The 26220-nt window shown below is 40.3% G+C and carries 21 protein-coding genes; 9 read left to right on the top strand and 12 right to left on the bottom strand.

Annotated features, from left to right (window positions below; all coding sequences use genetic code 11):
- Window positions 1–18: 18 nt before the first annotated feature.
- On the bottom strand, window positions 19–315 hold the full coding sequence (locus CIL03_RS15325) for a hypothetical protein (protein ID WP_094886761.1): 297 nt from the start codon (window positions 313–315) through the stop codon (window positions 19–21).
- A 436-nt stretch (window positions 316–751) separates the two neighbouring features.
- Here CIL03_RS15325 and CIL03_RS15320 point away from each other — a divergent pair, with 436 nt between their 5' ends.
- Window positions 752–2104 carry an alanine/glycine:cation symporter family protein gene (locus tag CIL03_RS15320; RefSeq protein WP_094886760.1) on the top strand — a complete coding sequence of 451 codons (1353 nt, stop codon included), beginning with the start codon at window positions 752–754 and terminating at the stop codon, window positions 2102–2104.
- 49 nt (window positions 2105–2153) lie between these two features.
- Here the strand turns inward: CIL03_RS15320 and CIL03_RS15315 are convergent, their stop codons facing one another.
- The 4 genes from CIL03_RS15315 to CIL03_RS15300 form a co-directional block, all read right to left on the bottom strand.
- Window positions 2154–2819, bottom strand: coding sequence for an SOS response-associated peptidase (locus tag CIL03_RS15315; protein WP_094886759.1), 666 nt, complete (start codon window positions 2817–2819; stop codon window positions 2154–2156).
- A 19-nt stretch (window positions 2820–2838) separates the two neighbouring features.
- The gene (locus CIL03_RS15310; RefSeq protein ID WP_094886758.1) at window positions 2839–3834 is read right to left on the bottom strand and encodes a glutaminase; all 996 of its coding nucleotides are present in this window, start codon (window positions 3832–3834) and stop codon (window positions 2839–2841) included.
- A 216-nt stretch (window positions 3835–4050) separates the two neighbouring features.
- Window positions 4051–4788: a lysophospholipid acyltransferase family protein gene (locus CIL03_RS15305; protein ID WP_094886757.1), complete on the bottom strand. Its 738-nt coding sequence runs from the start codon at window positions 4786–4788 to the stop codon at window positions 4051–4053.
- A 373-nt stretch (window positions 4789–5161) separates the two neighbouring features.
- Complete coding sequence (locus tag CIL03_RS15300; RefSeq protein ID WP_094886756.1) at window positions 5162–6028, bottom strand: CAP domain-containing protein; 867 nt, start codon at window positions 6026–6028, stop codon at window positions 5162–5164.
- A gap of 491 nt (window positions 6029–6519) precedes the next feature.
- Between CIL03_RS15300 and mreBH the strand changes: the two genes are divergently transcribed.
- Window positions 6520–7527: a rod-share determining protein MreBH gene (gene mreBH / locus CIL03_RS15295; protein WP_094886755.1), complete on the top strand. Its 1008-nt coding sequence runs from the start codon at window positions 6520–6522 to the stop codon at window positions 7525–7527.
- Between the two features lie 302 nt (window positions 7528–7829).
- On the opposite strand, the gene CIL03_RS15290 is transcribed toward mreBH, so the two are convergent.
- From CIL03_RS15290 to CIL03_RS15270, 5 genes are all read right to left on the bottom strand, one after another.
- Window positions 7830–8588, bottom strand: a complete 759-nt coding sequence (locus tag CIL03_RS15290; protein WP_094886754.1) for an IclR family transcriptional regulator — start codon at window positions 8586–8588, stop codon at window positions 7830–7832.
- 555 nt (window positions 8589–9143) lie between these two features.
- Window positions 9144–10361, bottom strand: coding sequence for a saccharopine dehydrogenase family protein (locus CIL03_RS15285; protein ID WP_094886753.1), 1218 nt, complete (start codon window positions 10359–10361; stop codon window positions 9144–9146).
- A gap of 76 nt (window positions 10362–10437) precedes the next feature.
- Complete coding sequence (locus CIL03_RS15280; RefSeq protein ID WP_094886752.1) at window positions 10438–11934, bottom strand: aldehyde dehydrogenase family protein; 1497 nt, start codon at window positions 11932–11934, stop codon at window positions 10438–10440.
- 22 nt (window positions 11935–11956) lie between these two features.
- On the bottom strand, window positions 11957–13141 hold the full coding sequence (locus CIL03_RS15275) for an LL-diaminopimelate aminotransferase (RefSeq protein ID WP_094886751.1): 1185 nt from the start codon (window positions 13139–13141) through the stop codon (window positions 11957–11959).
- Between the two features lie 118 nt (window positions 13142–13259).
- Window positions 13260–14843, bottom strand: a complete 1584-nt coding sequence (locus CIL03_RS15270; RefSeq protein ID WP_094886750.1) for a Na+/H+ antiporter NhaC family protein — start codon at window positions 14841–14843, stop codon at window positions 13260–13262.
- A gap of 258 nt (window positions 14844–15101) precedes the next feature.
- Here CIL03_RS15270 and kynU point away from each other — a divergent pair, with 258 nt between their 5' ends.
- The 7 genes from kynU (at window position 15102) to CIL03_RS15235 (ending at window position 24214) form a co-directional block, all read left to right on the top strand.
- On the top strand, window positions 15102–16373 hold the full coding sequence (gene kynU / locus CIL03_RS15265; protein ID WP_094886749.1) for a kynureninase: 1272 nt from the start codon (window positions 15102–15104) through the stop codon (window positions 16371–16373).
- Complete coding sequence (gene kynB, locus CIL03_RS15260) at window positions 16373–17017, top strand: arylformamidase (RefSeq protein ID WP_094886748.1); 645 nt, start codon at window positions 16373–16375, stop codon at window positions 17015–17017. Before kynU ends, kynB begins: the two co-directional genes overlap by 1 nt.
- Window positions 17014–17862, top strand: coding sequence for a tryptophan 2,3-dioxygenase (gene kynA / locus CIL03_RS15255; protein WP_094886747.1), 849 nt, complete (start codon window positions 17014–17016; stop codon window positions 17860–17862). Before kynB ends, kynA begins: the two co-directional genes overlap by 4 nt.
- A gap of 80 nt (window positions 17863–17942) precedes the next feature.
- On the top strand, window positions 17943–19286 hold the full coding sequence (locus CIL03_RS15250; RefSeq protein ID WP_094886746.1) for a sodium-dependent transporter: 1344 nt from the start codon (window positions 17943–17945) through the stop codon (window positions 19284–19286).
- A 609-nt stretch (window positions 19287–19895) separates the two neighbouring features.
- A complete protein-coding gene (locus tag CIL03_RS15245) occupies window positions 19896–21242 on the top strand; it encodes a CoA-disulfide reductase (RefSeq protein WP_094886745.1) in 1347 nt (448 codons plus the stop codon).
- A gap of 460 nt (window positions 21243–21702) precedes the next feature.
- Window positions 21703–23091 carry a sodium:solute symporter family protein gene (locus CIL03_RS15240; RefSeq protein WP_094886744.1) on the top strand — a complete coding sequence of 463 codons (1389 nt, stop codon included), beginning with the start codon at window positions 21703–21705 and terminating at the stop codon, window positions 23089–23091.
- Window positions 23092–23113: 22 nt separating this feature from the next.
- Window positions 23114–24214 carry a M24 family metallopeptidase gene (locus tag CIL03_RS15235; protein ID WP_094886743.1) on the top strand — a complete coding sequence of 367 codons (1101 nt, stop codon included), beginning with the start codon at window positions 23114–23116 and terminating at the stop codon, window positions 24212–24214.
- Between the two features lie 47 nt (window positions 24215–24261).
- Here the strand turns inward: CIL03_RS15235 and CIL03_RS15230 are convergent, their stop codons facing one another.
- On the bottom strand, window positions 24262–24933 hold the full coding sequence (locus CIL03_RS15230; protein WP_094886742.1) for a hypothetical protein: 672 nt from the start codon (window positions 24931–24933) through the stop codon (window positions 24262–24264).
- 129 nt (window positions 24934–25062) lie between these two features.
- Window positions 25063–26115 carry a C45 family autoproteolytic acyltransferase/hydrolase gene (locus CIL03_RS15225; protein ID WP_094886741.1) on the bottom strand — a complete coding sequence of 351 codons (1053 nt, stop codon included), beginning with the start codon at window positions 26113–26115 and terminating at the stop codon, window positions 25063–25065.
- Between the last annotated feature and the right edge of the window lie 105 nt (window positions 26116–26220).

Below are 26220 nucleotides of genomic sequence, written 5' to 3'. Positions count from 1 at the left end.
AGTCATTAGCAATTAATCTTATTCTATTCTTTTGGGCTCACTTTTATTAGCGACTTTCTCCAATGTATTTTCAACTTGTTCCAAAGCGTTTATTGCGCTGTCAGCTCCGCTTGCAAAATTTTGATTAAATGTATCGAAGGCTGTCCGCACATTGTGAACTGCTTCCGAAGGATTTTGTATAAAGTACGAGGAACTGGCTTTTGCAGTATTGAATTTTTCTTTTGTATAATCCCTTGTTTCTTTATCAAATAATGTAACCAACCCTCCTGCTGCAGCTCCTATTGCGACTCCTAAGAATAATTTTCGTTTACCCATTTACATTCTCTCCTTTAATGTATGTTCATGTTTTATGTTGAAGTAAATTAATACATCCTTCTGAAACGGTTTAAATGCATAGTAAAAATCCCTTGTACCGCAGGAATCGACTTCTATTTTATCAGATGCAGCCCTCTTTATGTACAGGTTCGCGAGATAAAGGTTCAGCCATTGATGAGGCAGACACGCTAATACAGGGATCGTAATTATATCACCTGCAAACAGTTTAATTATATTATAAGCATCTTGTCAGGTTATAAGCAAAAGATTTCATAGTATTTCCTTATTAACTACCCTTAGACGACATAATTAAACGAATATTTACAAGGATTAGAAAAAATAGTTCGTAAAACATTAAAATAATACTTGACTTTTCTGCTGTATTTTCGGAATATTTAATATAGATACAATAATAAATTAACAAAGGGGGAAGAACATGCAAAATGTAATTGATGCTATCAGCGGGTTTGTCTGGGGGCCATTCACTTTAATCCTGATTGTAGGTACAGGTGTGTATTTAACAATTCGATTAGGGTTTCTCCAGTTCAGGTCATTGCCATATGCCCTGCAGCTCGCATTCAGCCCAACAAGACAGGATAAAAAATCCAAAGGGGATATCAGTCATTATCAGGCATTATCAACTGCTATGGCTGCAACCATTGGGACAGGGAATATCGTAGGGGTTGCAACTGCGGTAGTTTTAGGGGGACCTGGTGCTGTTTTCTGGATGTGGGTAACTGCACTTGTTGGTATGGTAACGAAATATGCAGAAGCACTTCTGGCAGTAAAGTACCGCGTGCAAAACAGCAAAGGTGAAATGTCAGGTGGGCCAATGTATTACCTTGAAAAAGGGTTGAAACAGAAATGGCTTGCAGTGCTCTTTGCATTATTCGGTGCTGTCGCAGCCTTTGGAATTGGAAACATGGTACAAGCCAAAGCAGTATCTGATGCATTAAATCAAACGTTTAATGTGCCTGCATGGGCTACGGGTATTATTTTAACTATTTTAACGGGACTGGTTATTCTTGGCGGGATTAAAAGTATTGGCAGAGTTACCGCTTTTTTCGTACCATTTATGGCTTTATTCTATGTTGCTGGTGGTATTATCATTATTGTAATGAATTTTGATATCGTTCCTGCAGCAGTTAACTTAATTCTTACAGATGCATTTACAGCTTCTGCTGCCGGCGGGGGTATATTAGGAACAGTAATTCGATACGGGGTTGCCCGCGGGGTATTCTCCAACGAAGCCGGGCTTGGTTCCGCACCGATTGCAGCCGCAGCAGCAAAAACAGATTATCCTGGACGTCAGGCACTAGTTTCCATGACACAGGTATTTATCGATACGATTATCGTATGTTCCATCACTGGTATTACAATTGTTATGGCTGGTTTATATGACGGAAGTGTTGAAGCCGGTAATTTAACAAATGCTTCATTTGCAGCATTCCTTGGAGATACAGGCGGGTTAATCGTAACCTTGGCTATTGCATTATTCGCATACTCCACTTTAGTCGGCTGGTCATACTATGGAGAAAAATGCTTTGGATACTTATTTAATGATAAGGCTATTCCTTATTACAAAGTTGTATTTGTCCTATTTGTTTTCGTAGGGGCTGTATCACAACTCAGTCTTGTTTGGGGAATTGCTGATATCTTCAACGCATTAATGGCAATACCGAACTTAATCGGACTCCTAGGACTTTCCGGAGTAGTTGCATACGAAACGAAGAAATTTATGAAAGTTGCAAAGGAAGAAAAAGAAAGAGCAAAAGCAAAATCAGCATAATCAAAGCAAAAAGGAATTCCCGGGGCAGCTGGGAATTCCTTTTTATATACTATACAATCGGGGCAATGCAATTCTCATCATTGTTTTTGGCTGAATTCACGTAATTTGGAACGGTATATGCTTTGTATTCATTATCCTCAAGTGATTGCAAAAAATGATATGCTTCCTCTGGCTGTTGCTGAATTGGACTGATCCATTCATCTTCTTTATCTTTTGGCAATATAATCGGCATGCGGTGGTGAATATCCTTCATAAAGCTATTTGCATCTTTTGTCAACATCGTACATGTAAAAAGTTCTCTGTCCCCATCCACCCATTTATCCCAAAGTCCTGCGAAGGCAAACAGCTGCCGATCTGTTAGCTGAATGCGCTTTGGCTGCTTTTGTTTATCTGTCTTTATCCATTCATAAAAGCTGTCAGCGATAATTAAACACCTTTTTCTTGTCATCAGTTTTTTAAAGCTTGGCTTTTCATGTGCTGTCTCACTTCTGGCATTAATCATTTTGTAGCCAATTTTCTCATCCTTCGCCCAGGAAGGAACAAGACCCCAGCGCAAATAACCAGCCCGCTTCTTTCTTCCATCATGAATGACTGTCAGGATATTTTGGCCTGGAGCAATGTTATAGCTCAGCTGATAGGAGTCAATCGGCTGATCCAGGTTAAACTCCTTTATAATCTTCAATTCATCTGCAAGTAATGTATAACGCCCGCACATAACTTTTCAAACCTCCAGACTAAAATATGCTAAGGTCCCATTGACTGGCAATATGACGCAGCAAACGAATTCCTGCAGTACTATTTCCCTTATCATCCAGTGCTGGACCATAAACTCCTATTCCACAGCCATTAATAAAAGGTAATTCTTCATCACGAACTCTTGGTGGTGATAACGCAATGATGCCACCCGAGACACCACTTTTTGCGGGTATACCTACATATGCGGCAAACTTTCCTGAAGCATCATACATACCGCATGTCAGCATTAATGCTTTTGCAAGCCGGGCAACCTGCCGTGGAATTATTTCCTCCCCGGATTCAGGATCCATTCCATCATTTGCAAGAACTACTCCCATTCTTGCAAGGTCATCAACAGTGATTTCTATGGAACATTGCTTGAAATACGTTTCTAATGTAATATTCAGATCTGACTCCAAAAATCCGGTTTCCAGTAAATAATACCCAATCGCCCTATTTCTCATGGATGAGTCTCTTTCCGATTCATATACATCAACATTAAGAGCCGGCCGGTAGCCAAGCATATTTTCCATTAGGTCGAAAATGCTCATCAGTTTCTCATCAGAGGTGTTCCCGCTTAACATGGAGCTTACTGTGATTGCACCTGCATTTATAAGTGGATTAAAAGGTTTTTTCAGCTGCTTCATCTCCAAATGCATAATGGAATTAAAGGCCTCACCTGTAGGCTCCACATCAACTCGATCCAAAACATACGTAATTCCCCGATCCATACATGCAACAATAAAGCTGAAGACTTTTGAAATGCTCTGAATCGTAAAAGGAATACCGACATCGCCAGAACTGACTCTCATGCCATCATTACCGATAATCGTTATACCCAAATGATCCGGGTTCGCCTCCCCTAAAATTGGTATATATGAAGCGACCTCACCATCAGCGGTATGTTTACGATAAAATGCCACCCAGTCATCAACGTAATTTTGAAGCCATTCCTGTGTTGTCTCTGTATTCCAATTTACTGCACCTTGTACCATAGCTATCACCCCACTACTAGTATGTGTATGTTGCACCCTATATTTTGTCTTTATTACAGTAATAGTTACTATTACCCTTTTAAAGCCCTGATACTCCATCTTGCTTAAACAATAAATGATAAGAACAGATGCCGCAATCAATATGCAGAAAAAGAAGCTGTTAGTCGTACCTGCTCCTCTTTCTGCAAATTATTTCTTTAATGGTATATCCTCTGGTTAAGCTGTCTGTTCGCTTGTTTTGCCCTGCAGACTTTTTTGAATAATATCCTGAGCCTGTGCAGCAATTTCCCCACTTTTTTTATTCTGATAATCTTCCGGATAAATAGGATCCTCAATCCTCAATGAAACAGTTGAAGCCTTCACCCGCCCCTCATCCTCCTCGAGCATTTGATAGGTGCCGTCAATTGCAACAGGCACTATCGGTACATTAGCTTTTATAGCCAGCCGGAAGCTTCCGGGTTTAAAATCATTTAAATTACTTCCCCTGCTCCTTGTCCCTTCAGGAAAAATGACAATTGAGTGCCCCTGTTTCAAATAATCAATTCCCCGATTTATTGCACGCACTGACTGCCGCCTGTCTTTCCGATCAATAAATACACAATGAATCATTTCCATCCAGGAGCTGATAATTGGAAGCTTTTCTATTTCTTTTTTCGCAATAAACCCAACCGGTTTTCCCAAATAACCAATCAATGCCAAGATATCAAAAAGCCCCTGATGATTTGCAACAAATAAGACCGCTCCATCTGGCAGTTTCTCCTGACCTTTGACATATACCGTACTCCCCGTCCGTTCCATCACTTTTCTGGAAACCATTTTTGGCTGCTCGAAAAGTTTCTCATTTATTTCTGCAGAACTTTTCTGTTTTGATAGTTTTTTTGCCTTTGGCAAGTGAAGCAATGTTCCAATTACCACAAGGCCTGCATATATGTAGATTCCAATTGTGCGAATCATGCTGACTTCCCCCTTTTTTATCAACATAATTATTATACAATGATTGGGTGAATTTTTCTCTGTGAATAACAAAAGCGCAAGCGCCTGTTTAGCGACGTACGGACTGGACTGAGCCGTAGGAGATAATGGAAACATGCCCCTGAATAGGGGTATGTCGACGTTGGCTTTAGCCGGTTTTAGTCGGCCCTCCCTTAACACCGGAGACGATGTTGACTTATCGTACGAAGGTGAGGGAAGTCTCGCTAGTCGCTGGGCGCTGGAGCTGGACGTGGCTGTTTATGTCTAAGAGGTTTTAACTGTCAAATTTTATACTTTACTCATAGAAAAAAGGGACCAGCTAAGGTAGCTGATCCCTATAACAAATTAATTCCTCTTATTTTCCAATAAATTGTTGTGTCCAGTGGTTTCCTTGTTCAACATATCCTACTCCGATATGAGTAAAGTCACCGTTAAGAATATTTGCACGGTGCCCTTCACTGTTCATCCATGCATTTACAACTTCTGCTGGAGTACGTTGACCTTTTGCAATGTTTTCACCAGCTGTTTTATATGAAACACCAAATTGCTTCATCATGTCAAATGGTGAACCATATGTCGGGCTGTTGTGTGCGAAATAATTATTTGCTGCCATGTCAGATGATTTTTCGCGAGCTACTTTGCTCAAATTCGTATCAACTTTTAGTTCTGACAGGCCATGTTTTGCTCTTTCTTGGTTTGTCAATTCTACTACTTCTTGTTCGAACTGGCTTAATTGACTATTTTGAGCCTGATTTTCACTTTGAGTTTGTTCCTTAGCAGGCTGCTGTACTGGAGCCTCTTGCTTAGCTGGTTGTTTTTCTGTTTGCTGCTTAGCTGGTGCTTCTTCTTTCTGTACTGGCTGTTCCTTAGCAGGTTCTTCTTTTTGTGCTGGCTGCTTCTCAGCAGGTGCTTCTGTTTTTTGCTCAGCCTGTTCTTGTTTAGAAGGCTGTTTTACTTTTTCCGCAGCAGGCTGTTCTTTTTGTTCTGCTTGATTTTCCCAATTGAACTTGTTCCAATCAATCTGGTAATCTTTCAATATTTTATTTAATGCATTATTTAAATTATCCTGAGAAAAGTTTCCCCACTCTCCATTAACAGAATAATAGACTTTATATTGAACATTAGAATTATCAGCATTAGCTGATGCATCTGCAGTTGTTGCAGTTCCTCCAAATAATAATGCAGTTGACAAAGCGGTAACTATACCAATTTTTTTTAACATCTTGTTGCACCTCTCCTTGGTTTGTTTTTGTCTTGCAAAATTATCATAGCATGAGTTTTTTGTAATAATTCTGGCAAGGGTTGCCAATCCGGATAACTGCACTTGCAGCTAAAGTGAAAAACACCGGAAAAACCTTATTTATTAAAGAGGTGTCCATAAATCGATTATCAGGCAAATAGGAAAATGTTAAATCTATTGGCAGAAATTACAATAAAGTCATAGTTGACACTATCAAAAATAGCAGGAATATATTACAAAGTCCGGGTTTTTGTAATGAGATTGTTACTTGATTTTCCCCGGTTTAATGGTTTAATTTTAACTGTAACCACAATTAATTATTACTCTCATATATCAAAATATGCAGGTTATATATCTACCCCCAGAAACTATCATATATAATGGAAATTCTATAATATTGTATGTTCATATAATAGTAGAGAAATATTTTGAGCACCTTTATATAGAAATTGTCATCATTGGAGGATTTTATTATGTTATCAAATGCAGAAATCGGTATCGACTTAGGTACTGCAAATATTCTTATCTACTCAAAATCAAAAGGCGTTGTATTAAATGAACCATCTGTCGTGGCAATTGATGTGAATACGAAGCAAGTAGTTGCGGTTGGAGCAGAAGCAAAAGAAATGGTAGGGAAGACTCCGCAAAATATCGTGCCAATTCGCCCATTAAGAGATGGTGTTATCGCTGATTACGATGTAACCGCACAAATGCTCAAAGAAATGCTGAAGAAAGTCAGCAAGAAAATTGGGCTCTCCATGAGAAAACCATCTGTTGTTGTTTGTACACCATCTGGCAGCACCAGTGTAGAGCGACGTGCTATTCATAATGCCGTTACAAGTTATGGAGCAAAGCAGGTTCATCTGATTGAAGAACCTGTTGCAGCTGCAATCGGTGCAGATCTCCCGGTTGATGAGCCTGTAGCTAACGTAATCGTGGATATTGGCGGTGGTACTTCCGAAGTAGGAATTATATCCTTTGGCGGCGTGGTATCATGCAATTCCGTTCGTATTGGCGGAGATAAAATGGATGAGGAGATCATTCATCACATTCGTAAAAGTTATAATATTTTAATAGGCGAACGTACCGCTGAAAATATTAAAATGGAAATCGGCTATGCACATCCAAACCATAAAGAGGAAACAATGGAAATACGCGGACGCGATATGGTAACAGGTTTGCCAAAAACGATTACCATCACTTCCACAGAGATTTACAATGCATTAAAAGAGTCTCTTGAGCAGATATTGGAAGCAATTCGTTCTACACTGGAAAATTGTCCTCCCGAACTAAGTGGGGACATCGTTGATCATGGTATTGTCTTAACCGGTGGCGGATCACTATTGAATGGCATGCAGGAATGGCTGTCCAATGAAATAATCGTTCCAGTTCATCTTGCTCCGAGCCCACTTGAATCAGTAGCAATCGGAACAGGCCGGGCACTTAAAATGATAAACAAACTGCAAAAAGCTGCAAAATAAGGTTTCACGATGAAATGCTCACACATCTGAGGGAATGTGTGAGCATTTTTTAACTGGCTGATGAATTAATATATAGGCAGTTTCAAAAGTTGAGAGAGACAGCCGGAAGTTGAGAGATAAAAGAGGAAACTTGAGAGACAGCATTGATTAGTTGAGAGATAAATAGTTATATTCAGGTTATCTCTCAACTTCACTCATTCTTCTCTCAACTCCAGGCAACTGCCTCTCAACTTCATTCACTTTTCTTTCAACTTTTTGTGCACCGGGCCCCACTAACAGTAACAGCATTAATTTCAATTCATTCACCTATAACCTAACTGCTCGGAAATTAATTTCGCTGTTTGTTTTGTTTTTCCCTTAATAAGCTGCAGATTATCCCCCTCAAAATGTTTGGAAAAGCCACTTACTGTCAATGCAGCAATTACTTGCCCATGAATATCATAAATTGGATAGGAAATACCTGTTGTGTCAGCATCCTGTTCACCAATGCTATATGCATAGCCATCCCTTCTGATCCGGTCCAGCTCCCGCATTAGTTCTTTTCTGTCAATAACTTTATCTGTATTAAGTGAGGTTAATTCAGATTCATCCAATATTTCAGCCTGTCTCATTTCTGTTAAATAAGCCAGAAGCATCTTTGGTCCGGAACCAATATATAATGGAGAATTTTTCCCTATTCTCGTATATAACCTGAGAGCACGAGAGCTTTCCACTTTTTCGATATATGTTGCCTGATTGTGATTTACAATGACCAGGTGAACGACTTCATTAATATCCTGCGACAGCTGCTGCATAAAAGGCAGGGCTACCCCTCTAATTTCCAGATTATCGGACACAAGTTTTCCAAGTTCAAGTAATTTTAGACCTAAACGGTAGCGGCTGTCATGCTCCGTTTCCTTCGTTTTATATAAAAAATTACTTGCTTCCAGTGAAGATAATAGACGATAGGCTGTTGGTTTTGGTATATTTGCCCGGTTCGAAATTTCCTTCAAGGTAAGCTCCTGTGTATCTTCTGTAAATAAATCCAGTAATTTCAATGCTTTTATTACGCTTTGATTCATTTTTGCTCTCCTTGCTGTTTGGATGAATGATTATTTATGTTATAGGCTATTTTCTAAAATGGTTCGTACTGCGTGTATTCGTTCCATCGAAAATTGTCGTTTCTAATAGCTGCGGGTCACATAGAGCGCTTTCTCTAAGCCCAAATAGCCGGATACAAGTAGCTACCGGTCACATAGCGTGCCTCTCTAAGCCCAATTAGCCAGAAACAAGTAGCCGCCGGTCACATAGCGCGCCTCTCTAAGCCCAAACAGCCAAAAACAAGTAGCCGCCGGTCACATAGCGCGCCTCTCTAAGCCCAAACAGCCAAAAACAAGTAGCCGCCGGTCACATAGAGGATATTTCGGTGGATGGCTGATAGGATGATGGAAGTGGGCTTATATTTTCTGAGCGGCCGATGGAATTATCATCGCTGATTTTAGTTCGCAATTTACATCAACTATGTCGATTACAAAGCGACATAGTTGATGGGGCGAACGAAGTGCAGTCCCAAAATTCACGAAAAGTGCCTTGTTATAAAATAAAGTAACCCTCTGCGTTCACAGAGGGAACCTGCCTTATATTTTTACCTGAGATTTTTCAGCATGCACAGTCTCAATGATATTGACTCCGCGTTTTGCCATTTCTTTGATATATATGTCACCAGTCACGACTTTCTCCGGAGGATAGACTCCTTTTTTATTAATGGTAGCATTTCCAATCATTTGTGCAACAACAGAGATTGTATTGGCAGTAGCACGGGCCATTGCGGTTACCTGTGTTTTTCTGTCTTTGTATGTTGTCATTTCATATTCATACACTGCAGGTGCACCATCTTTTTCCCCTGAGACGATTACCCTCAGCAGAACTGCATCATCCTTCTCTCCCAGTTCAACAATTGGATCAAGCACCTTTAGCAGTACTTCGCGCGGATTAATCTTTCGGCCATTAACATCAACCTCATAATCCATTCTTGTAAGATTCAAATCTACCAGCAATTTGAACTTTTCCGCATGACCAGGGTAGCGGATTGTCTTATACTCCAGTGTTTCCAAGTTTGGGTATGAAAGTGACAATGTTGATGTTCCCCCTGATGTATGGAAAGCTTCCAATGGCCCAAACTTTTCAAAGTAAACCCGCTCCACCTCAGACAGGGATGGAATTTCCTGTTTGATTCCATTACGAATAATAAGGGAAGGATCGGTATAATGATCAAAAACACCCTCCATTGAAAATACATGATTATATTCAATTGGGGGTTCCGGTTTAACTGGGATGCCGCCCACATATAGTTTAATTGAATCTAATTTATCTAATTTACCAGCTCCGTGTCCTGAAAGAATATTGATCATGCCTGGTGCCACACCAAGGTCGGGTATCAGGGTAACCCCGGCTTTATTTGCATCCTCCCCCATAGCAAGCACCCTGTCTGTCATATGCCCAATATGTCCACCTAAATCAACAGAGTTTACTCCAACTTTAATAGCAGTTTTGGCAACAATTTCATTAAAGGAATAAAAGAGTGCATTGATAATTACATCAAATTGCATCATATAATTTGCCAGTTCCTGTTCATCACTCGCATTGACCTGATATGCAATCAACTTCGGAGAATTCAACTGATCACAAACTTCCTGTGCCCGCTTCAAATCAATATCTGCAAGGCCAACTGCCGTAACACCATCACTTGCAGCTAAATCACGTGCTGCTTCTTTGCCCATTAAACCTGAACCCAATACACCTATTTTCATCCGATTCACTCCCTGTAAAGATTTAATTTGCCAGTATCCAATCATTAACAGTGCCTCATAAAAGGCTGACTCTTAGCTTAAAGGAGTCAGCCTTTTGGCAAAAATACAGCTAATCCTGAAATTACTCCACGTCAATTTGTGCGCGCTGCAGCTTGCCGCTGTAATCAACGTAAATTGCCCGCCACTCTGTAAACACATCCAATGCCTGAACACCTGAATCTCTGTGTCCGTTTCCTGTACCCTTGGTTCCACCAAATGGCAGATGGATTTCTGCACCTGTTGTTCCTGCATTTACATAGACTATTCCTGTATCCAGATCGCGCTGTGCCTTGAACACGCGATTTACATCATTTGTAAAGATTGAACTGGATAGCCCATAAGTAACACCATTATTTACTTCGATCGCTTCTTCAAAGCTTTTTACCGGAATCAGTGAAACAACCGGTCCAAAAATCTCTTCCTGAGCAATTCGCATATCAGCAGTTGCATCTGTAAATAATGTTGGCGCAAAATAATTCCCGTTTCCATAAGCGTCATCAGCTAATTCATAGCCACCTGCAAGTAATTTGGCACCTTCATTTTTTCCGATTTCAATATAGCTTTTTATTTTGTCCATACCGGCTTTATTAATAATCGGACCAACTTTGATCGACTCATCAAGCCCATTTCCAATTGTCAATTTTTCCATTGCTGCAAGCAGCCGTTCTTCCAGCGTTTCTTTTACAGCCTCATGAACGATAACACGGCTGCATGCTGTACAACGCTGTCCACTGGTTCCAAAAGCACTCCAGAGAATACCTTCCACTGCCAGGTCCACATCAGCATCATCCATTACGATAACAGCATTCTTACCACCCATTTCCAGTGATACCTTTTTAAGCTGTTTACCGCATTCTCCTGCGATATTTCGCCCAGTATCATTGGATCCTGTAAAGGAAATAACTCTTATATCGTCATGATGAACCATGGCATCTCCAACCTCGGAACCTGCACCAAATACGACGTTTATAACTCCTTTAGGCAATCCAGCTTCTTCAAATATCTTTGCTAATTCATATGCCATTATTGGCGTTTCCGTTGCCGGCTTCCAGATCACTGCATTTCCTGCTACGATTGCCGGGAATGACTTCCATGTGGCAATTGCAATTGGAAAATTCCATGGTGTAATAATCCCAACAACACCAACTGGAGTCCGCTGACTCATTGCAAATTTATCTTTTAACTCGGCAGGAGTAGTCTGGCCAAATAGACGTCTTCCCTCTCCAGCCATATAAAATGCCATATCAATTCCTTCCTGTACTTCACCACGCGCTTCTTCGATTACTTTGCCATTTTCCATCGTCAGAAGCTGGGAAAGTCTTTCTTTACGCTCCTTCATAAGATAGCCGACCCTGTATAATACCTCTGCACGCTGTGGTGCTGGTACAAGTGCCCATTCCTTTTGAGCCTTTTTAGCTGCTTCAACAGCTTCCTCAACGTTTTTTGCTTTTGATAACGGAACCTGAACGACCTCTTCTCCTGTCGCCGGGTTTATAACCGCAGTGGAATCATTTACTTCCACCCATTCTCCATTTATAAAGTTTGATAATTTCTTTGTTTGCAGTGATACAGCTGTCATTAAAAAATACCTCCTAATAAATTTATATTTCACCTGCTGAAGCCTTAAGTTTAAGCTGCTTCAATCGGCTGATAACCTCATCAATTCTTTCTGTCGTTACAGAAAGTGCTATCCGGAAATACCCTTCGCCAGTTGGGCCAAATCCTGTCCCCGGGGTTACAATAATCCCTGCTTCCTCAAGCAATTCATTCGCAAATTCGATGGAACTGAACCCATCGGGGACCTTTGCCCAAAGGAATATCGTACCTTTTGGTTTTTCCGCAGCGATACCAATTTCAAGTAATGCCTGGTGCATTTTTTCCATACGTTTTTTATAAATCCTATTATTTGCTTTTACAGCTGACAAATCACTTTTCAGAGCAACTGCAGCCGCTTTTTGAATAGGGAGAAACTGACTTGTATCCAGATTGCTTTTTAATGTACCCAATGCCCGAATAACCTCTTTATTTCCGACAACATAGCCAATCCGCCAGCCGGTCATATTGAAGCTTTTGGATAATGAGCCAAATTCTACTGCAAAGTCTTTCGCATTCGGCACCTGGAGCACACTTGGTGATTTATAATCATCAAATGTCAGCAGATCATATGCTGCATCATTAGCCAGCAGCAGATTATTTTCTTCAGCGAATGAAATCGCTTCCAAAAAAGTATCTAATTCGACAGTTGCAGATGTCGGATTGCCGGGATAATTTAAAAACATCAGCTTTGATCTATTTATTTCAGCTTCAGACAAATTATCATAAAGTGGAACGTATCCATTTTCCTTATCCAGCGGCAATGACACACTTACACCGCCTGCCAAGTGCACTCCATTACGGTAGACCGGATAACCAGGATCTGGAACAAGCACAGTATCACCAGGATTAATTACTGCCTGAATCAGATTCGCAATCCCTTCCTTGGAGCCAATTAATGTCAGGATTTCCTGCTCCGGATCTAATTCCACATCATAATTTTTTTTATAAAAGTCTGCAACAGCCTCTTTAAATTCGATACAGCCACTATAGGTGGAATATCGGTGGTTCTCTGAGATTTTAGCTTCTTCCATCATCGCGTCTATAATAAAGTCAGGTGTAGGAAGATCTGGTGCTCCAATTCCCAAATCGATAACATCTACCCCTTTATTTTCAAGTTCCTTTTTCTTTCGCTGGAACTCCGAAAATAAATAGGGTGGCAGGTTTTTCACTTTATCTGATACAAAAGTCAACTGCATCCCTCCATTTCATTAAATGAAATGCTGTTTCATATTTATATTAACAGTATAAATCAGTATTTCAAAATTTTCAATTGTTTTTAAAATACTGATTATATTTTTTTATAATTTTCTATTTAGCGATCGGTTCGTCATTCGTCATTTCCATATTATCCGGCTTTTTTAATACCGCAAATAATACTGCCAATCCTACAATTACCATAGCCAGACCCAGCCATACACTTCCCGAAAGCCCCAGCGCCAGGTAGCCGATACCTGCAATTACAGCTGCAGTAATTGCATATGGAAGCTGTGTTGTTACATGATCAATATGGTGACAGCTTGAACCGGTAGAGGAAAGAATAGTAGTATCTGAAATTGGCGAACAGTGATCTCCAAATACTGCTCCTGCCAGTACTGCTGCAAGCATTGGCAAAATCAGCGAAACATCTGTTGCTGCTGCAATTTCCCCAGCAATCGGAAGCAGGATACCAAATGAACCCCAGGATGTGCCTGTCGCAAATGCAATAAATCCGGCAACGATGAACATAATTACTGGCAGAAAAGCGATATTGAGATTTGATGCCTCTACAACACCTGCGAGATACGTTCCTGTACCCAACTGGTCAATCAATGTCACAATTGCCCATGCAAAAATCAAAATAGCAAATGCCGGGAGCATAGACTTTGATCCCTCTACGATTCCACTGACAAAGTTTTTTCCATTCAGTTTCCTTTTTGCTAAATGACGTGCAAACATCAGAAATGTAGCTGCTAAACCGATCATACCTCCATACAGCAAAGCAATAGATACATCTGCACTTCCGAATATATTGATTAATGTTTTTTCACCTTCAACTGCACCCAAACCATTAAAATAAATGGATAAAATCGTTGCTACAATCAGAACTGCCATGGGTAATACCAAATCACTTATTTTTCCTGCATCACTTTCTGCTAGCTTGGATTCGGCATCAACTTCTTCCTTATTTTCCGGATCCAGTACCTGCCCAGTTTTCAAGGCACGATTTTCATGTATTTTCATTGGCCCAAAGTCAGCTTGCTTTAATGCAATGACAAGTACGACCCCAAGTGCTGCCCAAACATAAAAATTCATTGGAATGATTTGAATGAACGCTCCAAAAGCTGAATGTTCTGTAATGCTCTGTGTTGCGAACACGGTACCTATGATTCCAATAATATAAGCACCCCAGCTGGATACAGGGGCTATTACGCAGACTGGTGCTGCAGTTGAATCAACAATGTAAGCAAGCTTGGTTCTGGATACACGATGTTTATCCGTAACAGGTTTGGCAATCTGTCCAACTGTCAGACTGTTGAAATAATCATCCACAAATAGGACAACACCAAGAAACATTGTCATTATTTGCGCGCCTGCTCTTGTTTTCACCCTTCGTATCATCCACTCGGCAAATGCACGTGTTCCTCCCATCATACTTACAAAAGCGGTCAGTATTCCGAGCATTAATACAAATAACAGGATATAGATATTCCATGTGTTTAAAGCACCGTCAGCAACAAATACTCCCTTGAATGCCTCCCAGACGAGTGTCAGTGACTCAAGAATGTTAAAACTTCCTATAAAAAATGCTGCAGCAACAATACCCACCCCAAGTGAAAGCAATACCCGCTTTGTCAGCAAAACCATAGCAATAGCAAGTATTGGCGGCAGCAGTGACCAAAAGGTACCCGCCATAATAAACCTCCTCGTATTTTTTAATTTTTTAAAACCGGTTCGTATCCTTTGTTGCTTTTGACATAAAATCTATAAACTGCCAAAAATCTTACTTTTTGCTAATGATATACTTTCCCCCCTTTCATGTAAGCACTTTAATTAAGATCATTTATACTATTCTATAATATTTGCGGAATCCCTCTTTTATACAGGAAAAAGTTAAAGCTTAACTATAAATTTGTTAGAATGAAACTAACTAATTCAAATGGGGTGTGTTTTATGAGTACGGAAAAAGCTTATGCACTATCATTAGATGAACAAGACAGTTTAAAGGATTTTCGAAATGAGTTTTATGTGTCGGAAGATAAAATTTATTTTGACGGAAATTCATTGGGGCTGCTCTCAAAACGTGCAGAAAAATCTGTACATACACTAATGGATTCATGGAAAAAGCATGCAATTGATGGATGGTCAGATGGAGCGCATCCATGGTTTTATTTATCCGAAAACCTCGGGAAATTGTCTGCAAATTTAATCGGAGCAAAGCCTGAAGAAGTAATTGTTACAGGCTCAACAACAACAAACCTGCATCAGCTGATTTCAAGCTTTTTCAAACCACAAGGAGAAAAGACGAAAATTCTGGCAGATGAATTGAATTTCCCCTCCGATATTTATGCATTAAAAAGCCAGCTGCAATTGAAAGGCTTGAATCCTGAAAATCACCTTGTTCAAGTGAAAAGTAAAAATGGAAATACACTTGAAACGCAGGATATTATTGATTTGATAACTGATGAAATTGCAATAATTGTATTGCCGGCAGTACTCTATCGAAGTGGACAAATTCTTGATATGGAAACATTAACAAAAGAGGCACATGAGCGTAATATTCTCATAGGTTTTGATCTGTGCCATTCCATAGGCTCCATTCCCCATTCACTAACTGACTGGGAAGTTGATTTTGCCTTTTGGTGTACATACAAACACCTGAATGGAGGCCCGGGAAGTGTTGGCGGACTTTTTGTCAATGAGAAGCATTTTGACATATCCCCAGGACTCGCCGGCTGGTTCGGCTCAGCAAAAGATAAACAATTCGACCTTGAACATGAATTTTCTGCGGCAAGAAATGCTGGTGCCTTTCAAATTGGTACACCACATGTACTGAGCGCCGCACCCCTAATAGGATCACTGGAAATATTTCAGGAGGCAGGTATAAGCCGGATTCGCAGAAAATCGCTGCAGCTGACGAAATATTTAATGGAGCTGATTGACGCTGAATTGGCCGATTATGGATTTAGTATAGCAAATCCGAAAGATGACGAGATCCGTGGTGCCCACGTTTTTCTGGAGCATCCAGAAGCTGCACGAATTTGCAAAGCATTGAAAGCAGATGGAGTTATACCCGATTTCAGGAATCCAAATGGAATCCGGCTGGCACCGGTTGCCTTGTATAATACATTTGCAGAGGTATGGCAGATGGTACAGATTTTAAAAACAATTATGATGGAAGAACGTTATAAAGAATACGATAATAAAAGAGGAGTGATCGCTTAATGGGAAAATGGATCGATATTTCGCAGTGTTTAACAAATGATATGGCATGCTGGCCCGGGGATGAGCCCTTTTCCTTCTCACTGACATACCCCATGGACCAAACCGGATCTGTCAATATTGGCCAGCTGACTGCAAGCCTGCATACAGGTACACATGTGGACGCACCCTTTCATTATGATAATCAGGGCAAAACAATTGAACAGCTAGACATTGACACGTATATTGGGAAAGCTGCGGTGATCGATGTAAGTCACTTTGATAGAATTACGGCAGATGTCTTAAGGGAAATTGAATGGGAGGACGCGTCTCGTTTATTGCTCCACACCTCCCTGCCGAATAACCCAAAACGCTTTCCGGATCAAATGCCGATTCTGGACCCGGACATTGCTCCATACCTTAGGGAAAAAGGTGTTTCTTTAATCGGGGTTGACATGCCTTCTGTAGATCCGGCGGACAGCAAGGACCTTGAAACACATCATGCACTTTATGAACACGGCATCAATATTTTGGAAAATATAATGCTTGACCATGTAAAACCCGGCAGTTATGAATTGATTGCCCTGCCCCTGGCAATTAAGGGCGGTGACGGAAGTCCGGTTCGTGCAGTGATCCGGCCAATTGATAATAAGGGGGATATATCATGACTGAAAACTTCTCCAATGATACATTTAAATCCGAAAAAGGAATACATACCGATTTCATTGAAAAAATGACGTATGGGGATTACCTGCAGCTGGATACGTTACTGTCCAGCCAAAAGCGTTTATCAAATCACCATGATGAAATGTTATTTATTATTATTCACCATGTCAGTGAACTGTGGCTTAAGCTGATTATTCATGAAACACAAGGAGCGATCGATGCAATTCAGCGAAAGGATCTTCAGGCATCCTTTAAAATGCTTGCACGTGTCTCCAAAATACAAACACAGATCATCCAGGCCTGGGATGTTTTATCAACATTAACTCCGGCAGAATACATGGAGTTCCGCGATAAGCTAGGGAATGCTTCCGGGTTTCAATCCTATCAGTACCGGCTTGTGGAGTTTGTACTTGGATATAAGACACCGTTTATCTTGAAAATATACAAAAAGGATCCTGAAGTTCATGGGATTCTTGAAAAGGCATATTTGGCTCCCGGTTTATATGATGTATCGATACATGCACTCGCAGATGCTGGCTTTCCAATTAGTAAAACCGTATTGGAACGGGATTTTTCGAAAACCTATGAAAGAGATGAATCCGTTGAAGCAGCCTGGCTTGAAGTATACAGGAATGTTGATAAATATTGGGACCTGTATCAGCTTGCAGAGAAGCTTGTCGATATCGAAGACTGGTTCCAGCAATGGCGCTTTCGCCACATGAAAACCGTTGAGAGGATTATTGGCCATAAAACGGGAACAGGCGGTTCTTCAGGCGTTGGTTATTTGAAAAAAGTTCTGGATCACTATTTCTTCCCAGAGCTTTGGGATATACGGACAAAAATATGATTATATAAATAAATATCTATGAATGCTATACTGGGTTGGATAATCAGTATTGAAGTGTTTAGTGGAAAGGAAGGCAAAACATGAAAACAAAAACAGACCAATGGTCGTCAAAAATCGGTTTTATTTTTTCATCAGCAGGAGCTGCTATCGGCCTTGGTGCAATCTGGAAATTCCCTTATATGACAGGGATGAACGGTGGAGGGGCATTTTTTCTATTATTTATTGCCTTCACCATCATTATTGGCCTTCCTATTTTAATTGCCGAATTTATTATTGGCCGGTCCGCCCGGAAGGAAGCTGTAACTGCTTATAAAACATTGGCACCTGGCAGTGTTTGGTCCTTTATTGGACACTGGGGCGTTGCCGGTGCATTTTTGCTCATGTCTTTTTACAGCGTTGTAGGCGGATGGGTACTGATATACAGTGTCATGTCCATACCGGGGCTGATCATTAACGAAGGAGCAGATTACCCGGGGCTTTTCGCTGCGATCACCGGAAATCCTTTTATAACGCTTCTCGGTCACGGCTTATTTATACTTATTAATGTCATCGTCATTTCCTTTGGCATAAAAAATGGTATTGAAAAATCCAGCAAGCTGCTGATGCCATTATTATTTGTATTCTTTATTATTCTCGTTATTCGGGCAGTAACCTTTGAAGGAGCAATGGAAGGTATCCGCTTCTTTCTGCAGCCGGACTTTTCCAAGCTGAATGCTGAAAATGTTCTGTATGCATTAGGGCAGTCTTTCTTCTCACTTGCTGTGGGCATTTCCGTAATGGTAACCTACAGTTCTTATTTAAAGAAGGATGTCAGCCTTGCCTCATCGGCAGGTTCTGTTTCGATTATGAATATTTTCGTCTCCCTGCTTGCTGGCTTAGCTATATTCCCTGTTGTATTTTCATTCGGACTTGAGCCGGCAGAAGGGCCTGGCTTGTTATTTATCGTCCTGCCGGAGGCTTTTGCACAAATGCCTTTTGGAGAAGTTTTTCTAAGTTTATTTTTATTGCTATTCCTATTTGCTGTTTTAACATCATCCTTTAGTATGCTGGAGATTATCACATCAGCGTTCACTGAGAAAAAGCAGCGGTCACGCAAAAAGGTAGCTGCACTTGCTGGTTTAATTGTTTTTCTTGCAGGGATTCCTGCAGCATTATCAACCAGTAATCTAGCAGAATTTAAGATTTTTGGACTTACTGTTTTTGATGCGACTGACTTCCTAGTAAGCAATATTATGCTGCCAGGCGGTTGTTTATTTATTGCATTATTTATTGGGTTCAAAATGGACAAAACACTGATAAAACAGGAATTTTCCTATGGAAGCAATCTGTCAGCGGGAGTATATCAAACATGGTATCAATTAATGCGCTGGCTCGTTCCTGTAACCATTATTATTGTGTTCCTTGGGTCATTGGGAATTATTTAGGGAAAGACTATTTTATAATAACTGGGACTGTACCATGGATTCGTCCCCCGAAAAGATTTGTTGCTTTTGTATATGCAACTGTTGAATGATGTGAGCAGTTTCTATAGATTTCGACGTAGTGAAAGTTCACTTGCGTAGTGCAAAAGCTTGTTGAGTGCTAAAACTCGCTCTGGAAATACACTTCGCTTTCCGCGGGCTCGCGATGAGCCTCCTCGGTCGCAAAGAACGCTCCCTGTGGGGTCTCATCGTCTTCGCTTTCCCGCAGGAGTCTCAGTGTATTTCCTACGCTGATATTCTGATTCTGCCGATGAAGTGAACTAGTGAGCTATATAAAAACATTGAACCGTCTCACCAGTTCGGGTGAGCGGAGGGCGGTGACTCCTGCGGGAATAGCACGTGTCCGAAGACCCCGCAGAGTGGTTTTCTCGAGGAGGCTGAGGCCGTGCCCGCGGAAAGCATCCGCCCGCAGCGATCCCGAACGGTAGCATCAGCACATTTTTCGGAAGTCAAACTAATTTTAGTTCACACTTTACATCAACTGTGGCTCAGGCAGCACAATCTATACGAAAAGAGCTTTAGGGAAAGACTAATATAAGGGAGTGTGATGAAGTGGCTCAAAAAATAGTAATCATTGGTGGGGTTGGTGGCGGTGCAACAGCTGCTGCTCAAATTCGCAGGAATGATAAGCAATCTGAAGTAATTCTGTTTGATAAAGGAAGTCATATATCTTTCTCCAATTGTGGAATGCCCTATTATATTGGCGGGGCAGTGGAAGAACGTGATGATTTATTAATCTCTGCAGATAGGTTTCGCGAAAAATACAAGGTCGATGTGCGTACAAACAGCGAAGTGATTTCCATTAACCGGAAAAAGAAATCCATCCAATATAAAATGGAAAGTGAGATTCACGAGGAAACTTACGGCAAGCTTATATTATCGCCTGGAGCGGAAGCGGTTGTTCCGAATATTGATGGGATAGAAGAAACAAGGACGTTTACCTTGCACACCATTCCCAATATGGACGCAATTCACTCATTTATAGACATGGAAAAACCTAAAACAGCCGCTATCGTTGGAGCTGGTTTTATCGGAATGGAGATTGTCGAAAACCTGCATGCTTTAGGAATAAAGTGTACAGTTATTGACCGATCAGAACAGGTATTGAAGTTAGTTGATCATGACATGGCATCTATTATTGAGGATCATCTGAGTGAAAAAAATGTAGATATAATTTTAAATGATAGTCTTGCTTCCTTTTCGGACCATGGAAAATGCCTGCATCTAAACAGCGGGAAAACTGTTCAGGCAGATATGACCATTCTGGCTGTAGGGATTAAGCCAAACACAAAGCTTGCCATCGATGCAGAATTAAAGATAGGAAATACTGGGGCAATTCATGTCAATGAATTTATGCAGACAACTGATCCGGATATCTATGCACTGGGGGATGCTGTGGAAACAAAGGATCAGATTACACAAGCACCACGGAGTTTCGCACTGGCATGGCCGGCACATCGGCAGGCATACATTATCGCCAGCCATCTTAATGGTGAAACAATTAGCTATAATGGCACGCTTGGATCCGCTATTTTAAAAGTATTTGATCTGACTGTAGGAGCTACGGGAAATAACAGCACACGAATTAAACAACAAGGCTTTACATTCAAGGAAGCGACGCTTAAGACCTACTCCAATGCTCGATATTATCCTGGTTCTGATAGGGTATGGCTCAAGGTTTTATTCGATGAAAAATCGGGAACTATTTATGGAGGTCAAGTGGTTGGCTTTGCAGGTGCCGATAAGCGACTGGCAGTATTAGCCACTGCAATCAAAGGAAATCTGACCGTCGCTGATTTGCCGGAACTGGAACTTGCCTATGCCCCGCCTTATTCAAGCTCAAAAGACCCGATTAATATATTGGGATATAAAGCTGCTTCTCAAATAGAGAAAGAATAGGCGACCCTTATATCTGAAAGGGTAATTTACATTAGAATTAATAACGAAATATCCAATGAAATAACTATAGAAATCAGCACTTTTAAACGCTTGGATTCATTTAGATCCAAGCGTTTTCGTAATTTCTCCCGTTTCCATTAACATACTATCCCATAAGAATGCACCCGTCATATCTTATCAATTTCCATTCCATTTTATCAAATTTATTAATAGACCATAATAAAACTGAAATCTCTCTCAGATTCAAGCGAATACGTACATTTAAGCAATTTGATATGCATTTTTGCTTATGTTACTCTTGAAAAGCTGTCAAATTGAAAAGCGTTATCTATCTGAATTATCTCATCACAATCATTAAAAATCGTGATTTTGCAATCGGTCGTGAATTTTGTGTGAATCATAGGATTAGTTGATTGTGGAAGAATAGATAGAAATCAAAACAACAGGAGTTGACTTAGGAATGGAATTACAAGCAAACCCCCAATTATTATGGTTTATTGGGATCTATGCCTTAATTATGGTCGGTGTAGGAATTTATATGTCAAAGAAGGTGTCAAACAGTACAGACTTTATCCTGGCTGGCAAAAGCTTAGGTCCATTTGTATTAATGGGTACCCTGCTGGCTACATGGACAGGAAGCGGAAGCATCTCCGGTGGTGAAACGTCTGTAGCATACAGTTTTGGTATTATTCCTTCATTGATGTTGATGCTGCCAACCTTAATTGGAATTCTTATCCTTTATGTAATCGCCCCTAAAATCAGGGCATTTGGCAAATATACCATTTCAGGAATTCTTGAAGCAAAATATGGAACCTCTGCCCGCAATTTATCGAGTATAATCGTCCTGTTAGCATACGTTGGTATCGTTTCATATCAAATGGTAGGTTTCGGATTCATTTTAAACCTTACAACAGGAATCAGTGTGGAACTGGGAACGATAATTAGTGCTGTATTAATTATATTTCTTGCCATGATCGGCGGACTTCGCTCTGTTTCACAAACAGATGCGATAAGTGGATTTTTAATGGTTGGTGGTTTATTGATTACTGTACCTGTCATTATCTCAATTGCAGGCGGATGGGATTCTATCGTTGCAAATGTACCAGATTCCCATATGACTGCAACAGGTGGATTAACAACCATCCAGCTGATTGGTTACCTGCTTCCTTCATTATTTTTACTGCTTGGTGACCAAAATATGTACCAGCGTTTGGCAGCCTCTAAAGGTGACAAATCAGCTAAAAAGGCTCAACTGGGCTGGCTATTAATTATGCTTATCATATCACCAGCTATTTCAATTATAGCGTTTACTTCCCGCTCTTTATTCCCTGATATTGATCCTGGAATGGCATTAATGGCAACCACGCTTGCATTGCCATTAGGAATCGGTGGTATTTTACTTGCGGCGGCTGCTGCCTTTATTATTACAACAGGGAACTCTTATTTACTTTCCGCCGCAACAAATATGACGTATGATATATATGGAAAGTATATTAATAAAAACGCATCAGATAAGAAAAAATTAGTCATGACTAAAGTATTCATTGTATTACTTGGAGCATTATCGTACCTTCTAATCAGCTATTTCCCAACTGTATTAGAAGTGCAGATGTATTCTTATACGGTTTATGGAGCAGGTATTACACCAGCAATTTTGGCTGTATTCTTCTGGAAACGGGTTACTGCAATTGGAGGGTTATCTTCCATGGTCACAGGTGTTGTCACAACATTGCTATGGGAGCTTGTTCTCGGCAAACCATTTGACTTAAATAGTGTCGTCATTTCAGTTCCAGCAGCGATTATTGTACTTGTAGCCGTTTCTCTGGCAACACAAAAGAAAAACAAGTAATTATTACAAGGAGTGTTCAATTATGCAAGAACGTTTAGACACATTAACTGCCTGGTTGAATGAAAAAAATATAGAAGTAGCATTTTTAAATTCGACTGAAAATGTATACTACTTTTCCAGTTTCTACACAGATCCGCATGAGCGGTTAATGGGAATTTTCGTATTTAAACAGGAGCAGCCACTATTTGTCCTGCCTGCAATGGAAGTTAACCAATTAAAAGATGCTGGTTGGCAATATGAAATCATCGGGTATTCGGATCACGAAGACCCTTGGAAACTGATTCAAGCATCCCTTGAATCAAGAAAACTTGCTACGGCTGAAGCTGTGTCTCTTGAAAAAGAAGTCTTGTCCTATAGCCGCAGTGAAGCATTTCTATCATTATTTCCAGATGCGAAAGTCGTTTCCGCAGAAGATAAATTAAATGAAATGCGCGTAGTAAAAAATGATAACGAAATAGCTATTATCAGGAAGGCAACTAAAATGGCTGATTTTGGTGTACAAGTTGGTATCGATGCCCTCACAGAAGGCATTACTGAAATGGAAGTATTAGCAAAAATAGAGTTCGAACTGAAGAAAAAGGGAATTCGTGAAATGTCGTTTTCAACCATGGTTCTATTTGGTGAAAAATCCGGTGACCCACATGGTAACCCGGGTGACCGTCAATTGAAAGCAGGAGATATGGTTCTATTCGATTTAGGTGTAGTGCTTGAGGGATATTGCTCGGATATCACCCGAACAGTTGCATATAAATCCGTGACTGAAAAGCAAAAAGAGATCTATAACACCGTTCTTAAAGCACAGCTTGCATCTTTGGAAGCAAGTAAACCGGGTGCTCGTATCGGTGATTTAGATAAAGCTGCACGAGATGTCATTACAGAGACAGGATATGGCGACTATTTCCCACACCGCATTGGTCATGGAATGGGGATTAATGTCCATGAATTCCCTTCCATGAGTCATTTAAATGATGGCATATTAAAAGAAGGAATGGTTTATACGATTGAACCAGGAATTTATCTTCCAGGTGTCGGCGGTGTTCGAATAGAAGATGATGTGCTTATTACGAAAGACGGATTTGAAACACTAACGAAATTCCCGAAAGAACTTCAAATTGTAGAATAGAAGACAAAAAAGAGGCCGCAACATACGACGGCCTCTTTTTACTGTTATTATAAATCTTCCTCAAAACGGTAGACAAGCTTGAACGTATTTTCATCCAGCAGTTCAGCAACGTGAACCCGCACACCGTGGCCGAAAATTACTTCATCCTCTGTCATGGCAACGATCATTGCCTTTGTCTCCTGCTGAACATCGATATAAATATCACCAACAACAGGTTTCAATGTATTATCAGTTTCAGCCAGATAAGATATTGATTCATCCTGCAACTGCTGTTCCTCGGGGACTAAATTTTTATCAAAATAAGCAATTTCCTGACTTGCATCCGCTCTGCCTGGTACCATTACCACATATTCACTATGTTTTACACCATTGTCCCTTGTGGTAACAACATTGCCATCTTCCACACTGTCAACCTTCTCGATTTCATTCAGGGAATAATGATCAAGGAAATCAGGGGCTGGCTTTATGATTAAAATATAATCACCTGGCTTTGGCTTGGAATTCTTATCAATTGTATAGCGTTTGCCATAAAAAATAAATGTATCATTATGCTGAGGTCTGTAAAGTTCAATTTCACTAGCTTTGGTTAAAATCTGCTGCATATCCTTTAAACGATACAAGTGAACAGATTTTTTAAACATTGGCTTTACTGAGTAAACCTTATGCAGTTCATTTCTGTAAAAAACAAATTGTCCTTTTCTTACCTGAAAAAGCTTCAATATAATACCTCCTAATTAGAATATACATAACAGCTATGTATATAATTCCTTTATCTATTTTCCCGTAACTGCCCTTAATTTAAACATAATCTTTCGTAAAAGTATACTATTAAAAGGAAAATCTGAAAATCAGCGTACATTGCTTTCCATATGTACTAATGGCAAGTCTGTATCGACTTCTCCAAGTATACGTTTTGCTGTGACTTTTTCTCCACTGAGCCATTTGCCAAAATCAAAAATAATGGGTTTGCGGTTCCCGCCAAGTGCAAACCACGCCTTTTTCTCTTTTGGGAAATATGCTGAGGTGTGAATAGTACCTGCCCAGTTCTTATATTGTGTGGAAAACACTTCTTTATCCGTATCATTCAACATCCGAAATGCTTTATAAGCATCTGTAGCCTCTCCCTGCTGCTGTTTTATTGCATTCATGCGCTTATAAGAATCATCCAGGTGATAACGATTTTCGTCCTTCAGTAATTCAAAATGGTTTGTACAAACATTTGACCGCCGTACTTCGACACTTCTTGGAGTAGCCTCTATGACAAATGTTTCTTCATCCCCGTCCAGCACAATATAACTGAACGAATGACGATGGGGAATTCCTTTCAAAAGATGAATAGCTTCTCCGACAGTTGCACAATTTTCCAGAAGGATCCGGCCAATCATATTGCAGATAAACCCATCTCCTGGCTTTTTACGATGCATAAAGTTATAGCCCATTGCCAGTCCTTTTTCATTCATCCCATCCATTCTCCCTGTTATTCGCTGTGTGGGGCCAATCACTGCATACCCTTGATCTGTTGGCTGAAAGATTGTGTAGCGTCCTTCATAGGTTTTCGGATGATAATCATAATTCCTGATCATATAATCTGCACCTGTAAAAATAGAACAGCCACTTTTTATATATTCAAGCCGGTAACCGCCAAATTCCTGAAGTACATCTTCCATTGACCATTCCAATGCATCCTGAAGCCCGATCAGTTCATCCCAAATACCTGGAGCAAAAGGCATAATGGCATTTTTGACTTCCTCCGTACTAATTGTAAAGCGTGGCTTCCGGATTTTCCATTGTTTTTTTCGATTTTGAATGGTAAAGGAATCCTTTAATAATTTCCCCTGCTTGTATCCAAATTCATAGTGACTTCCACGGAATTGAATAATATCGCTGTATATCTGTCTCATTAAGTATCCCTCTTTTATATATTACTACTCTAAGTTTAATCGATAATCAGCATGAAAGAAATTAAACCATATCGTTTTGAAACTTTTTTCATTTATCATTCGTAT

Source organism: Virgibacillus indicus (assembly GCF_002266285.1).
GTDB lineage: Bacteria > Bacillota > Bacilli > Bacillales > Amphibacillaceae > Virgibacillus_K > Virgibacillus_K indicus.
The sequence above is the reverse complement of the archived record's forward strand: the minus strand, read 5'-3'. Positions and strand labels throughout refer to the sequence as shown.

Excerpts from the sequence above, each read along its gene's own strand:
- CIL03_RS15305 (WP_094886757.1), bottom strand. The coding sequence starts at position 4,788 with ATGATTCGCACAATTGGAATCTACATATATGCAGGCCTTGTGGTAATT.
- kynU (WP_094886749.1), top strand. The coding sequence starts at position 15,102 with ATGAGTACGGAAAAAGCTTATGCACTATCATTAGATGAACAAGACAGT.
- CIL03_RS15225 (WP_094886741.1), bottom strand. The coding sequence starts at position 26,115 with ATGAGACAGATATACAGCGATATTATTCAATTCCGTGGAAGTCACTAT.
- CIL03_RS15310 (WP_094886758.1), bottom strand. The coding sequence starts at position 3,834 with ATGGTACAAGGTGCAGTAAATTGGAATACAGAGACAACACAGGAATGG.
- CIL03_RS15320 (WP_094886760.1), top strand. The coding sequence starts at position 752 with ATGCAAAATGTAATTGATGCTATCAGCGGGTTTGTCTGGGGGCCATTC.
- CIL03_RS15315 (WP_094886759.1), bottom strand. The coding sequence starts at position 2,819 with ATGTGCGGGCGTTATACATTACTTGCAGATGAATTGAAGATTATAAAG.
- CIL03_RS15270 (WP_094886750.1), bottom strand. The coding sequence starts at position 14,843 with ATGGCGGGTACCTTTTGGTCACTGCTGCCGCCAATACTTGCTATTGCT.
- CIL03_RS15290 (WP_094886754.1), bottom strand. The coding sequence starts at position 8,588 with ATGAATCAAAGCGTAATAAAAGCATTGAAATTACTGGATTTATTTACA.
- CIL03_RS15280 (WP_094886752.1), bottom strand. The coding sequence starts at position 11,934 with ATGACAGCTGTATCACTGCAAACAAAGAAATTATCAAACTTTATAAAT.
- CIL03_RS15300 (WP_094886756.1), bottom strand. The coding sequence starts at position 6,028 with ATGTTAAAAAAAATTGGTATAGTTACCGCTTTGTCAACTGCATTATTA.
- kynA (WP_094886747.1), top strand. The coding sequence starts at position 17,014 with ATGACTGAAAACTTCTCCAATGATACATTTAAATCCGAAAAAGGAATA.
- CIL03_RS15240 (WP_094886744.1), top strand. The coding sequence starts at position 21,703 with ATGGAATTACAAGCAAACCCCCAATTATTATGGTTTATTGGGATCTAT.
- CIL03_RS15235 (WP_094886743.1), top strand. The coding sequence starts at position 23,114 with ATGCAAGAACGTTTAGACACATTAACTGCCTGGTTGAATGAAAAAAAT.
- mreBH (WP_094886755.1), top strand. The coding sequence starts at position 6,520 with ATGTTATCAAATGCAGAAATCGGTATCGACTTAGGTACTGCAAATATT.
- CIL03_RS15285 (WP_094886753.1), bottom strand. The coding sequence starts at position 10,361 with ATGATTGGATACTGGCAAATTAAATCTTTACAGGGAGTGAATCGGATG.
- CIL03_RS15250 (WP_094886746.1), top strand. The coding sequence starts at position 17,943 with ATGAAAACAAAAACAGACCAATGGTCGTCAAAAATCGGTTTTATTTTT.
- CIL03_RS15325 (WP_094886761.1), bottom strand. The coding sequence starts at position 315 with ATGGGTAAACGAAAATTATTCTTAGGAGTCGCAATAGGAGCTGCAGCA.
- kynB (WP_094886748.1), top strand. The coding sequence starts at position 16,373 with ATGGGAAAATGGATCGATATTTCGCAGTGTTTAACAAATGATATGGCA.